The sequence below is a fragment of the Vibrio sp. S/42/10 genome, from assembly GCF_029890535.1.
Lineage (GTDB): Bacteria > Pseudomonadota > Gammaproteobacteria > Enterobacterales > Vibrionaceae > Vibrio > Vibrio cyclitrophicus.
In genome coordinates, this window is sequence record NZ_JAKMZC010000015.1 from 74,748 (window position 1) to 88,055 (window position 13,308).

At 42.7% G+C, this 13,308-nt stretch carries 9 protein-coding genes and 1 pseudogene; 2 read left to right on the top strand and 8 right to left on the bottom strand.

Annotated elements, in window-relative coordinates:
- Positions 1-6 precede the first annotated feature (6 nt).
- From L8S15_RS16195 to L8S15_RS16205, 3 genes are all read right to left on the bottom strand, one after another.
- Positions 7-2,037 carry a TonB-dependent receptor gene (locus L8S15_RS16195; protein WP_016769227.1) on the bottom strand — a complete coding sequence of 677 codons (2,031 nt, stop codon included), beginning with the start codon at positions 2,035-2,037 and terminating at the stop codon, positions 7-9.
- A gap of 233 nt (positions 2,038-2,270) precedes the next feature.
- Entirely contained in the window at positions 2,271-3,191 is a 921-nt protein-coding gene (locus L8S15_RS16200) for a LysR family transcriptional regulator (RefSeq protein WP_016795747.1), read from the bottom strand.
- 268 nt (positions 3,192-3,459) lie between these two features.
- Complete coding sequence (locus tag L8S15_RS16205; protein ID WP_280574192.1) at positions 3,460-5,652, bottom strand: immunoglobulin-like domain-containing protein; 2,193 nt, start codon at positions 5,650-5,652, stop codon at positions 3,460-3,462.
- 440 nt (positions 5,653-6,092) lie between these two features.
- On the opposite strand from L8S15_RS16205, the gene L8S15_RS16210 reads away from it, so the two are divergent.
- Positions 6,093-6,575, top strand: a complete 483-nt coding sequence (locus tag L8S15_RS16210) for a hypothetical protein (protein WP_280574194.1) — start codon at positions 6,093-6,095, stop codon at positions 6,573-6,575.
- A 108-nt stretch (positions 6,576-6,683) separates the two neighbouring features.
- Here the strand turns inward: L8S15_RS16210 and L8S15_RS16215 are convergent, their stop codons facing one another.
- Positions 6,684-7,676 carry a hypothetical protein gene (locus tag L8S15_RS16215; protein ID WP_016797019.1) on the bottom strand — a complete coding sequence of 331 codons (993 nt, stop codon included), beginning with the start codon at positions 7,674-7,676 and terminating at the stop codon, positions 6,684-6,686.
- Positions 7,677-7,955: 279 nt separating this feature from the next.
- Here L8S15_RS16215 and L8S15_RS16220 point away from each other — a divergent pair, with 279 nt between their 5' ends.
- A complete protein-coding gene (locus L8S15_RS16220; RefSeq protein ID WP_004733935.1) occupies positions 7,956-8,195 on the top strand; it encodes a PAS factor family protein in 240 nt (79 codons plus the stop codon).
- Positions 8,196-8,441: 246 nt separating this feature from the next.
- Here the strand turns inward: L8S15_RS16220 and L8S15_RS16225 are convergent, their stop codons facing one another.
- The 4 genes and pseudogenes from L8S15_RS16225 to L8S15_RS16240 form a co-directional block, all read right to left on the bottom strand.
- The gene (locus tag L8S15_RS16225; RefSeq protein ID WP_016784490.1) at positions 8,442-10,151 is read right to left on the bottom strand and encodes a methyl-accepting chemotaxis protein; all 1,710 of its coding nucleotides are present in this window, start codon (positions 10,149-10,151) and stop codon (positions 8,442-8,444) included.
- Between the two features lie 559 nt (positions 10,152-10,710).
- Entirely contained in the window at positions 10,711-11,127 is a 417-nt protein-coding gene (locus L8S15_RS16230; RefSeq protein WP_010441160.1) for a MarR family transcriptional regulator, read from the bottom strand.
- Positions 11,105-12,091, bottom strand: a complete 987-nt coding sequence (gene dmeF, locus L8S15_RS16235; protein WP_280574196.1) for a CDF family Co(II)/Ni(II) efflux transporter DmeF — start codon at positions 12,089-12,091, stop codon at positions 11,105-11,107. The genes L8S15_RS16230 and dmeF overlap by 23 nt, the downstream gene beginning before the upstream one ends.
- A gap of 290 nt (positions 12,092-12,381) precedes the next feature.
- Positions 12,382-13,293 (bottom strand): annotated as a pseudogene (locus L8S15_RS16240) (LysR family transcriptional regulator).
- Between the last annotated feature and the right edge of the window lie 15 nt (positions 13,294-13,308).

The following is a 13,308-nucleotide window of genomic DNA, read 5'->3' on the forward strand; positions in this document are numbered from 1 at the left end:
GACGGATTAGAAATCAGCGGTCATACCAACATAGTAAGTACGTGGCTGTTCAACATAACCTAAGTATTCTAGTTCGTTTGATACTGATTCGTCAGTTAAATTCGAGATACCCGCACGCAGACGTACTGAATCGTTCACATTATAAACGGTACCAATATTTAACGTCGTGTAAGCATCTTGAATTAGATCGGCTTCGATTTGGCGCTCGCCACGGTAACGCGCACTCACGAATGTGTTGAGGTCATACGTAGGATTCCAGCTCAATTTAACTAAACCTGAATGCTTGTAACGCTCAAGAAGTTCATCACCCGTAGATTTATCTTCCGTATCTAGATATGTGTAGTTACCCGATACGCCCCACTCGTCTGAAATTTGGTACTGACCCGCAATTTCAACACCTTGAATGATCGCTTCGGCTACGTTCTCGTATGTTTTTGCGCCGAGTTCACCCGTTGATGAACCATCAGGATTTTCACACTGACGAGCGCTTTCGTTCCAATCACCACCTTGTGGGCAATAACCTTCTGTTCTGTCGATCAGATCATTGATTTCGTTACGGAATAACGCAGCTTCTACATTCCAACGTGGTTGCGTGTACACGGCTGCCAACTCGTAGTTCAAACTTGTCTCAGGTTTTAGATCTTCATTACCAACCAGAGCACAGCCTCCCTTGCAACTTGATACTTGATAATCAGGTTGGTTTTGAGTCAATGATGGTGCTTTAAACGCTTTACCGACACCACCCTTAATGATTAAGTCATTGGTAGTTTGGTGAACAAGGTACACACGCGGGCTAAACTCTTCGCCGTAAAGTTCATGTTTATCTAAGCGACCACCGATCGTTGCTGTCAGTTGCTCGGTCATTAGCCATTGGTCTTGAATAAATAATGCACCTTGATACGCTTCGGACGTGCCGCTCACTAGGTTTTCTTTATTGGTCAACTCACTCAGTTGGTAATCCATACCAAACGTTAATGTGTGACTATCGCCAAGATAAGTCGTTGCAGACGCTTCAACAATTTGAGTCAGTTCTTCGATATCGCTGCTGAAGTTGTTTCCTAAATCGGCTGCATCGTTATCCGTTACGTTCTCGCGAGAATAACGTACTTGAGTATCGCCCCAACTCCAGTAACCGCTGTGTGTAATAGCTTGGCTATGACGAACCACGTGAGTATTGGACTCAATCACTGAGCTAGAACTTTCAGCGGCAGATTCACGCTCGTCATCACTGTAACCAAAGTCGAAATCGAGAGTTTGGTTGTCTGTTGCATGCCATGTCAGGCTTGCTAACATGCTCAGCGTATCTCGGCCTTCTAATGCTGTTACATCTTCACGATCGTAACCTGAATTATGCGTACCTGAGTATGGTTGCCATGCATTACGGCTCGTTTGGTTAACAGACACTCGAGCAAATAACTCATCTTCAATCAGCGCACCTGAAGTGGTTAAGCCAACTGAGTATTCTTGTCCCCCGTTGCCATCCATAGGGGATGAGTTATCCATGCTTACTGTAGAGCTCCAGTCATTTTCTGGTGCTTTAGTAATGATGTTGATTGTACCGCCCATACCATCAGAGCCGTAAAGCGCCGACATTGGGCCACGAATAATCTCAACACGTTCAATTGAGTCAGCTGGAATAGTAGATAAGTCAAAATCGTTACCGCGGATAATCGCGCTTGCTGAACTTAGACGACGGCCATTAACCATGATAAGCGTATAATCAGAATCCATACCACGAATCGAGATCATCTGACGACCAGCACGAGTGCTGTCAAAATCAGACTCCACACTGGTTGACTCAGCAACGATGTCAGCCAAAGTAATACCGGGGCTGTCTTCTATGTCTTGGGCAGTGATAACCGACATTGAGGCTGGTGCTTTTTTCAAAGCCATTTCAGTACGAGTCGCCGTAACAACCATCTGTTCATCCGTGTCAGTCACTTTTGTTTCCGCTAACACGTTAGCCGAAAGTGACGAACAAAGAACAGCAATTGCGATCGATAAAGGTGTGCGAGTTAAAAGAGATCTCTCAGACATGATATGCATTCTTATATGTGATTGGTAATGATAATGGTTTGCATTAGACATTCACTTACCATTGTTATCAATGAAAGTTTCATACCAAAAATTGATTTTCGCTATTCAATATTCACATACATAAAAATAAGCATATTCAATATCTTTCAATAACCAAGCTCACATTTTACATACCTATTAATATCAGATTTAAAGCCATAGTAAGGTTAATAACTTGCGCTGAAAGCCGCTCGCTAAGCATAAACCTCTTTAAAGAGGTCCCTTACCCAGCGACACATTGGGTCGTTGTGAAAACGTTTATGCCAGTATAAATACACATCTTCAGATGGGTGGCGAAGTGCTTTAGGAACGCGTTTACAAATGAGGTTCCTTTGCTTTGCAGCTTGCAGTGCAAAAGGCGTAGGCAAGTGGAAGATGATGTCGGTCGCTTCCGCCATGTCAGGCGCTACGTTAAAATTCGACAACTGGATGGGAATCGAGAGCTGACGTTGCTTATCAATCAAACCGAGATCTTTAAATCGACTCTCAATTGAGAGCTTCTTGTCTCCTTGCAAAGAAATTTGACCAAGATGACTGTTGAGCAAATCATCGACCGTAATTTCTTTATCAGCCAAGGGATGGTCTTTATTCATCAATAAGCGGTAATCGCGACTGATCACGAACATTCGATACAGGTTCTGTTCTGAACTCAATGGTTCATGAGTCGACAATACAAAGTGTGCATCCCCAGACAACAAAGGGTCGAAGTGTCTTTTAGGAATAGAATCAATATCGACAATCATGTTCGGTGCTTGCTTACGTATCTCCGCGACCACTTTAGGAAGCAAGTGTGCCACTTGAGGAACAAGGCCGAAAAATCGAACCGTTGTGTCACTGTTGTGAGGTTCGAACACATCGCCATGCACCAACTTTTCTAACCGAGTCAGTACCGAATTCAAATCTTGCTTAATCGCTTCTGCTTTTGGCGTCAATTCATAGCCATATGCCGCTCTCACCAACAAGTCATCGTTAAATACCGTTCGCAGTTTTTGCAGTGAACGACTCACTGTTGGTTGGCTCATATCAAGAGCTAATGCCGTGTTAGAAACATGCTTCTCTTCTAACAGGTGTTTGAGGATGACTAATAAATTGAGGTCGACTTGTGCAAGATTCATTTTTTAAATAATTAGATCACATAAAATTCAGTGTACGCATAGTGCATTTTCTCAATAAATAATACAATTGATAATCACTCTTATTTTGATCTAAAGCAAACATGATTTACTTGATTTGAGTTTAAAAACGACTTTAGCAATGTCTAGTCTCATTAACTTTCGGCCTTCCACATCTACCAACTGTATTAAGAACTACAGATAAAAAAAGAGAGGCAAAATGCCTCTCTTCTATCGTTGTTTGTTATCTTATCACTAACTTCTAACGAGCTTACAGCTTTGTCCAAGCATCTTGCCAGTATTGGCTGACTGCAGGGGCGTAAGCTGGGCTTGCACACCATGCAGTGTATGGCCAAGGCTTACATTCGTATAAGGCATTGTCGCTACCCATTACAATGTCACCCGCTGCGTAACTTGTACCCGCAACATATGGAGGATAATTGCCTGGAGGTGGTGTTGTGCCGCCGTTTGCCTTTACAGAGAATAAATTGTTTACCATCACTATTTCACCGTCGGCTGCCTTACCAACCACTTCAAATGAGTATTGGCCCTCGGCTACATCATAGAGATCCATTGTAATAGTACGGCTATCAACCAAGTTCACTTTCTCCTGTTCAACAACAGTACCTGCGCTATTTATCACCATTGTTGTAACATCAAGTGCTTCGCTTGAAGTCAGTGTCACCTCTAAATGTACATGGCCGTTGTCCGGTGCGTATTCAGATTGTAGGCCCGTTACTTGAAGTTCTAAGTCACCGCCTGGATCTGGATTTTCACCACCACATGAACTTTCTGAAACCTTTTTCCAAACGCCCCACTCACCTGTCGTCCCTGGCTCTTCGCCACGAGTATACCAACCCGCAGCCCACGTTGAGCCGTCATGCGAAACTTGGTCACCTTCAACATAAACGGTGTCAGTATCCCATGCCGTAGCACAGTTAGACCCATCAGTCACAGACACTTTACGTTCAGCAGTGACGGTTTGGTGAGCACTGTCTGTCACACTATATACAAGCGAGTAGCTGCCTATTTCATTCACATCGACACTGCCAGAATGTGAGATGGTACTTGTTAGATCGCCATCTTCAGCATCATTCGCCGTCACTCCTGCCATAGCATCAAACGATGCGCCTAGCATGACCGTGGTATCAGATACGCCGCCAAACGTAGGCTTTTGGCTGTACACTTCAACCATTCTTGCATTAGCCGTTTCGTTATTGTCGCTGTCTTTTACACGGTAAGTCAGAACATAAGTGCCAATAACTGCTGTTTCAACATAGCCCTCTACGTCGATTGATGGCGTTAGATCACCGTCTTCTTTATCTGTTGCAGTCACACCTTCCATTGGTTCAAAGACAACACCGTGCAGAACTCGTGCATTCTCGATACCTTTCAGTACTGGTTCGCCTTCAACGGGTGGTGGCGTCACTTGACCATGAACAAACGGGCCATAATCTTTAATAAACTGTTCGCTGTACTCGTGACCGTTCTTGTTGGTGCCCATGTCCCAGTTGATAGACCAGGTCATCACGCCTCGCAAAGGTTGACCTTGAGCTGTTAAGGTTTCGAACGCGGCGTATAAATCTTGAGGGTCTTTTACAAAACCCGTCGCTGCTGCGTCAATGCTTGAAGGAATACCAAACACAAGTTTGTCGTGTGGAATCTTGTCGAAACCGCGTGTTCCGTTGATAAGAGAGTCAGATATGTAGTAGATAAACTCTTCTTTTAACGCATCGTTGTTCTGAGCAATCCAACCTACACCTTCAACCCAGATACCATCGCCACCTTGATTGTAAAACTGCGGGTTAATCCAATCGTAGTAACCTTCTAGATTATCGATGTAAGGGACATATTTGCCACCTGACGTTAAATAGGGAAACTCTGGAGCCATCGTAATTAGGAAGTTTTTATCTTCAGTGCGGTAGTGGTCTTTCACAAGCTTAAGCGCGTCTGGAATCACGGTTTGGTTGTTGGCTGCCGTCACTGCCGCTTGTTCTAAGTCGATGTCTAGGCCATCAAAACCGTAGTGTTCAGTTAGACGAATAATCTCGTCAGCAAACGCTCTTTCATCACCTGTTTTTAATTCTATGTGTGCATCCGCACCACCCAGAGCTAACAGTACAGAGCGGCCTTGTTTGTTAAGTTCAGAAATTTGATCGATAAATTGTTGTTCTGAAACCCCAATAATTGGGTCCAGTTTGAAAGTAGGAATTCGACCATCAGCCACATCGTACACTTTCATGAATGACACATTCACAATGTTGTACATTGGGTTCACTTCATCCAATGTTACGCAAGGCGCATTACCACCTTGGTAACCCGCACCATCACACCAATTGTGCCAGTAACCAACCACAACGCCCGAATCTGGATTTGTCATGTCCGATCCATTCGCATAAACAGCGCCAGACATTGCGGCCATGCCGACCGATACTGCTAATTGCAGAGCTTTACGTTTCAACATTTATCCCACTTCCTAACCAACAGTTGTGCCAATCACAACCAAACCAATTCATTTTAGTCATGAATATTTATGGATCAGTAATGGAATTTTTATAAAAATTGAGGCTTTGAATTAACTTGTGATTTTAAGTCACAGATTGAATAACAAAATCAATTTGATTTTGACTTTTCATTGAAAATATAACGCTAAAATTCTGAATTTCATGCATTTAATATTGATAGAAGAAATGGTTAAATGGACTTAATTCACATCAATAATTATTAAAAAGTTAGAATCATGGGTCAATTCAAAGTTGCATATAGACTTTTAAACATGCCGTTGTTAAGGCTTCCAAATGGCCAATGACAAGTCTCTGTCAAACATTAGTTAACCATCATACCTATCCATCAGTTTTAATAACTGTTGTGTTAACCTTTCGTCTCAAATTTCTGGAGATATGTATGGGACGAATCACCAAAAACCAACGCGAGGACAATTTCGCTTCTTACAACGCTCTTATTCTCGATATTTTCCTCAACGAGGGTTGGGATCACGTCACTTATGATCGACTAAGCAAAGAAACCGGCCTTAGAAAAAGTACCTTGCAAGGCTACTACCCAAGTAATGCCGATTTCGAAGTTGCAATCAAAGGAAAGGTATTCCCTATCATTTTGCAGCACCTTGATTTCATGTCAAAGACCCTCCTTCTTGAGTCTTGGAAGAAAGCCATGAAAGTTACTCAATTTAAAATGATCATGCGCATGTTTGTAATGCAGGCTCACAAAAAAGGTTCTGAAGGTTCAGGTCGATTAGGGGTACTTGGCCTAGCAAAATATATCTCAGACAGGCTCCCGACCGAAGACCCACTCGAAATTATCCAATTACTGTTCGGCCTTACCGTAACCGAGCTGTTAAATATAGATCGTTCTCATATGCCAACATAGAAGCTCAATTAAAGTTCCATTCGTCACACAGCACGCGTTAAAAGTTTTACCCCTTCGGTATGAAATGGAAATAAACTGGGCGTTATAAAGCCCTAATTTATTTCACCACTAGGGTTTATTTGAATAGTAACTGGTTAGAGTGTTGATAAAACGTTGCTTATCCGTTTCTGGCAGTTGATTTATTCCCGCAGCTGCTTTTCTACCACCCCCCGTATCAAAGCTCGCGCAAATTTCATCTGCACCTGTTCTCTTTGATAATGGAGCACGTAAGCTTACGGTGTAAGATTTATCGTCTTGATTCTTCGTTAAAACGGCTTGTGCTCGACTTGGATCTTGATTCACGATTTCATTGCCAAAGACACCACTAATGCGACGCGCCCAAGTCTCACCGGGTAGCTCAAACACTCGAGCAAATTCACTCTCATGGACAGGTGTAATGCTCATGAGTTTTTGGTGGTCATTTTTATAAGCATTGCGTAATTGGTAAAACACAGAATCTTGATCTGCTAGAAGATCAAATGGGTTGGGGTACTGGTAAAGAGCTTGGTAAAGTTCAATTGGCGTGAAATGTAAATCACTCAACGAACTGCCATATCCGTTGTAGTTAACTAAAGTCCCTAACTCCTCTAAGAAATCAATTTCAGCTTGATCCAATCCATTCTCAACAGCTAACTGAACAGCGACAGCTTTTAGGTTATCACCAAAGGCGGCAGCAATTGCCCATGCCACATGCTCACCCTTTAACTTTCGATTTATCAACAAACTAGTGCAGCATTCAGGTGCAGTATCAATCAAAGTTTCAAGATATCTAGATTTCGGCACTTCTCCCGTACGATGGTGATCGCAATAGAAAACGTCGATACTTGCGTCTAGTAGTGAATGGAGTGCGGATAGATTTTTCTCCATAGATACATCTAAGACCGTAACAGATGAACTATCACCTTGTTTACCTTGCCCCATCATCTGATTAACGACTTGAGATACCAACTTGATATCGCGCTTCACACCAGTAACGAGTACACTCTCTTTAGGCTGACTTAAGCGAAGTTGTAACAACGCGATGATGCCGTCTGCGTCTCCATTAAATACGTCGTAGTGCATTTTGTTCCTCTTCCTTTAAGCTCTAAACGTCAGTCAAATAAGCTAATAAAATCGATAATGTAGCTGCCTTTTACAGTCTGTCATCATTTTAGGTTTATTTCACAGATAGTTAAGTCTATTTTGGAATGCCTTATTCTCATCAGGTTCAAGAGATACATCTATAAACATTAGATTTTCCAAAAGCAAATATCATTTGCACTATTGTATGACATATATCACAGCAAGCTAGGGTCAAAAGATTATAAAATAAGCGCCTCCCACTTGACGATATAGAGACGAATGAACACTACAACCACTCTTGTTTATGACACTTTGAAAAGCCTTGCTGCTCACGCTCCTGAGCAGCACGCCGAGATTCGCCAGCGTTTATATGAGCAGTTGAGCCTGCCATTTAACAAGCAGCTCTCGTTATACGCTAACGTACTTGGGCCAATTAGCTCAGGTAAATTAGCGGGATGCGACAACATTGATAAGGCGGTTGAACTAGCACTAGACGTGCTAGAAGGTCGAAATAAGTAACCCCACGACTTCCCGCTTCAATCAATTACTACGATTAAACGACCCTGCTCCTCCCCCCCTATAGGGTCGTTTTTTTCTTATCTAACAACGTTCTTCCCTTTCCATTCATTTTTCGCTTTAATTTGTTTGTAATTATCTAATTATTTCAGACACAAAAAAGCGCAGACAAACTGCGCCCTCAGATTACTAAGTCTGATTAATACCTCGCGGCGATTTTTTCTTACCTACCGAATGAAATCAAACCCACTATGACGTTTTAAACTGCGCTACCGCTCTATCCATATCATGAGCTTGTTCTGCCACTTTATCTACCTCCATTAAGCAGTGTTGAGCCGATGCGTTGTTGTCGTTCGAAATGGTGTTAAGCTCCGTGATTGAATCACTCACTTGCGCCATCACTGCGCCCTGCTCTTCAATCGCAGATGCAATACGTTCAGAGTTGCCTTGAATACTTTCCATGTCGCTCAAGATAAGCTGCAAACTTGCATCCAGTTCTTCTGAATCTTTGAGTGTTAGTTGCCCTTGTTGATTACATTCGCCAATCTCGGTCATCGAAGCGTTCATTTGACTTTGGATTGCGGTGACTACACTGGTGATTTCAGTGGTTGACTGGTGCGTTCTACTCGCCAGCGCTCGTACTTCATCCGCAACCACAGCGAAGCCACGGCCTTGTTCACCTGCTCGCGCGGCTTCAATGGCTGCATTCAATGCTAGCAGATTGGTTTGCTCTGCAATCCCTTGAATGATATTGACCGCGTCGCCAATTTGATCAACATGATGGTTCAATGAACTGATCGAGTCTTGGCTGCTTGAAAGACGTTCAGACAGCTGGGTAATATTGTTTATAGTGTCTACAACCACTTCACGACCTTTATCAGCATTCACTTTGGCTTGCTGGACACCCTCCGCAGCCACAGATGTACTTTCTGAGATTTCACCGATGGTGAGCACCATTTCTTGCACTGAAGTGGTCATGGTTGAAGTATGGTCAGCTTGCACTTCAAACTGTTTGATGACCGATTCAAGCTCATCATGCATGTTCGACGTGCTTTGCGTCAGTTGCAGTGACTTAGATTGAGACGCCGCGATTAAGCCTTCCAACTGGTCAAGCAATTGGTTGAAATATTGGCCTAGCGTGCTGAGTTCATCTTTGCCATCAATGTGTGAACGAATGGACACATCGTTAGAATCGACAATGTTACGAATCACCGAAAGTAGAGATTCAATTTTACCGATGATAGAGCGGACAATTAACCAGCTGAACAGAATGATCGACACAAGCAATGTGACGCAAAGGATATTGTTAATCAGCGATAGCTTGTCCATCTCTTGTTGCGTTTGTTGCTCTAACACCGCTGAGAACTCTTTAAACTGAGTTTCTATAGCATGAGAACCGGAGCGTGCTTGTCCTAACAGACCTTCGTTGTGCTTCAAGCCAATGACTTGCTTCTGTGCGACCACTTGTTTAGCGGTATCTAACAACTTGCTTGAACTAACTGAAAGACCACTTGGATCGAATATGCCCTTTTCAATCAGATCATTAAACAAGTACAGTTCGACTTGTTGCTCTGCTTTGACTGTTGCACCGATGCTGTCTAGTTCTTCATGAAATCGACCGAGTAAGCCTTTATCTCGTGCTAATCCGTAGACTTCATAAGCTTTCGCCAATTCAACGAAGCTTACCTGATAGGCTTCAATGTCATCACGTAGCCGTGCGCTGTTGGCCAAACCCAAATCGCTAAGTACCGTATTGAGCTGAGATTCAGATTCTAAAAATTGGTTGTAGTTAACATCGAATTTATCGAGATATTTTAAATCGCTACGTAACAAAAAATCTTTTTCGTTGCGGCGAAGGTTAAGCAATCGTACTTCAAGTTCCTTGGTGATTTGTTTAGCTTGGCTCATTTGAGCCGTGGTATCTGCAAATTGTGAAGTGGTAAACAGCAATGCAATCATGCCGAAAATGGAAAATATTCCCAATGAATAGAGCTTGTTCTTTATGTTCATGTATGTGACTCGTCTTTACTAATCTAATAATAGGTATCTAAGTTTTTGTGTAACTTTTGTTATCTTATTTTTATGTTTATCTAGCTTCAGTTATCTATCTAGCTCTAGTCGTTTGCATAACCTAGGTTATTTATATAGTGATTAACTCGTACTGTTCTCAATTGGATTTGAGCTACCAATGAGAGCGCACCTAAAGTTAGAATTATCAATAACACAAATTTCTAACATGTACATTAGTTGAATTATAGATTTGGGAGGCAGCTATTTGACGGGTCGAACAAGGCTTAAACAGCAGGCTACGTAAGGCTTTGAATCAAATAACTTTCATACTGCATTGACCTCGGTTGCTATAATGACATTATTTGGGCTCATCAGAGGAACCAAAATTATGCTCAATTTCTTCGATTCATAAAAAATGGACCGCCCCTACTCGGGTACGATCCACTTATCTATGTTCTTGCTAGCGGTTAGTTGTCGCTATTCGTTCTCAGCTTTATACTCACTCGAACTAAAATGCTTTTACCATTTTTGTCAGACATTTCAGCAATACGACTTTTTCGTCTTCTTCGAATTCTTGTGTGAGTTCATTGACCAAATTCAAGTGAAGCTGATTGTGATGAAGATGGATCTTCTGCCCTTCATCGGTCAACGCTACGACTATCGCACGTCGGTCGGTTGGGTGTTCATGGCGCTCTATCAATTCGGCTTTCACTAGCTTTTCGATTTGAACAGTGAGTGTGCCTGTAGTGATGCCGAGCTTTTCTGCGAGTTCTTTCATTCTCAACGCGCCATGCATACCAAGCACTTCGATGGTATGAACTTGCGCTAAGGAGTAACCCGTTTCTTTGACAACAGATTGCTCCCACGAAGACATTTTATCGTAGAACTCGGTTAGTATTTGATTAAGCTGTTCTATATTTCGCATGGCCGTTTGAGTGCACTTCAAGAGTAAGATGGTTAATCTTATCAAACTTGGCGAGCATTTGTTTATATTCAGAGATGGTTTTATCACTGTTTGATTCAAGAGTAATCGCCGCTGAGTAGTGATGCCCGCTCACCTTCCACATGTGCAAATCTGTTACAATGGCGTAAGAAGCCAAAGCTTCAGTGATGCTTTGACGGTAATCGTCACCAATATTCTCATCCAGTAGGATTGGACTGGTCTGCTTCATCAGGTTCATCGTCCACTTTGCAATTACTAGTGCGCCAATCATACCCATTGCGGCATCCAACCAGTTCCAACCGTAGAACTTACCAAATAACAGTGCAACAATCGCAAGCAGAGACGTCAGAGTATCCGCCAACACATGCATGTAGGCTGCGCGTAGGTTATGGTCATGATGGTGCTCACCATGCTTATGACTATGGTCGCTGTCGTGATCATGGCTATGTGAATGATCATGATTCTTACTATGATTGTGGCCATGCTCGTGTCCGTGGTCATGATGGTGGTCGCCGAGTAAAAACATACTCACCACATTCACGGTTAAGCCAATACAGGCAACGATGATCGCTTCATTGAACTGAATTGCTTGTGGGTTAAACAAACGATGCACCGATTCCACCAGCATCAATAGTGCCACTATCCCCAATGCAATCGCACTGGTGTAGCCCCCTAACACGCTAACTTTACCTGTACCAAAAGAGAAACGTTCGCTCTCGGCATGTTTCTTCGCATAACGGTATGCAAATAAGGTGATGCCAAACGCTGCAGCATGCGTCCCCATGTGCCAACCATCGGCGAGTAATGCCATAGAGCCGTAAATGGTACCCGCAATAATTTCGACAATCATAGTAACGACGGTCAATAACAAGACATAGAATGTGCGTTTCTCACCTTGGCTGTTATGTGAAGAAAAGTTGTGTTGGTGACGTGTTGTAAAACTCAAAATAGCGTCCTTAGTTGGTATTGTGGTTAGGGCTATCTGTCATTAGGGCATGGTGCTGACAAATTCCCTTTGACTCACAAGTAATTTGATTGTCAAACCAATTGATTGAAATTTAGTTTGATTGTCAAACTTTGTCAACGACGAATTTCAAAGCTCTGGTTTGCGAAAGTAATAATTGATGTGCGCTCCAATTAGCCCTATAGCCCATTGGTTGCAAAAGAACTGCGCTTGTTAAGCACAAAAAAGCCCATACTAGGCAGGCTTAGGTAAGTCAAAGTCAATGATGGCGCTTATTTGTTTTGCAGCAGACTAATCTCATCATTCACCCAACCTAACAATTGCTTGGTCGCTTTCGACAATACTTGGTTCTGGCGAACAATATAGCCAAGGCTCGTACTAGAAAAGTTCGTTAATGGTGTCACTTTCGAATGCAGATGCTGCTTGGTGGATACCGCGAATTCTGGAACAATCGCCACACCAAACCCCGCTTCCGCCCAATCGATTTGAGCATCAACACTCCCTACTTCCATCACCCTGTAATTTGGTAGATTCAGGTTTGGTAAACCTTCATCAATGAAATCACGCGTTCTCGTATCGTGGCCAAGTAGAATTAAGGTGAGCTCAGAATCTTCTTCTGCGCCTTTAACCTCATTCTCTATATTTCTTTCAGCCCCTTGAATATCAAACCCATCGCCTAGCGCACACCAAGAAAGATCCTGCAGCTTAGTGAAATATAACGACTCATTGTGTTGTTCTTTAGCGATAACAAAACCAAGATCCGCTTGAGCGTTTTTGATTAGGCTCGATGCTTGAGATGATGTGGTATTCAACAATGTTAGGTCTATACCCGGATACTGCGCTTTGAACTTCTGGAAAGGACGAATCAACAAGAATCGAGAAATGATGTCGCTGACAGCAATAGTCAAAGTGCCAATTTTGAGATCGTTAATAGCATTGAGATCTGCCTAGCAAATCTGTAGTTCGAGTAACGTTCTTTGGCTCGTTTCCAATAGCCGTTCACCCGCTTGAGTCAATTGAAATGGGCTTCTGTCTATCAACTTTATGCGTGTTTGTTGTTCTAGTTGTTTTAGGTGCAAACTCACATTGGGTTGTGTCATGTGTAGTGCATTGGCTGCTTTCCCAAAATGCTTGTACTCCGCAAGCGTTACAAACGTCTTCAACAAATTAATATCGAGCATCATATCTCTCCTGTGTTC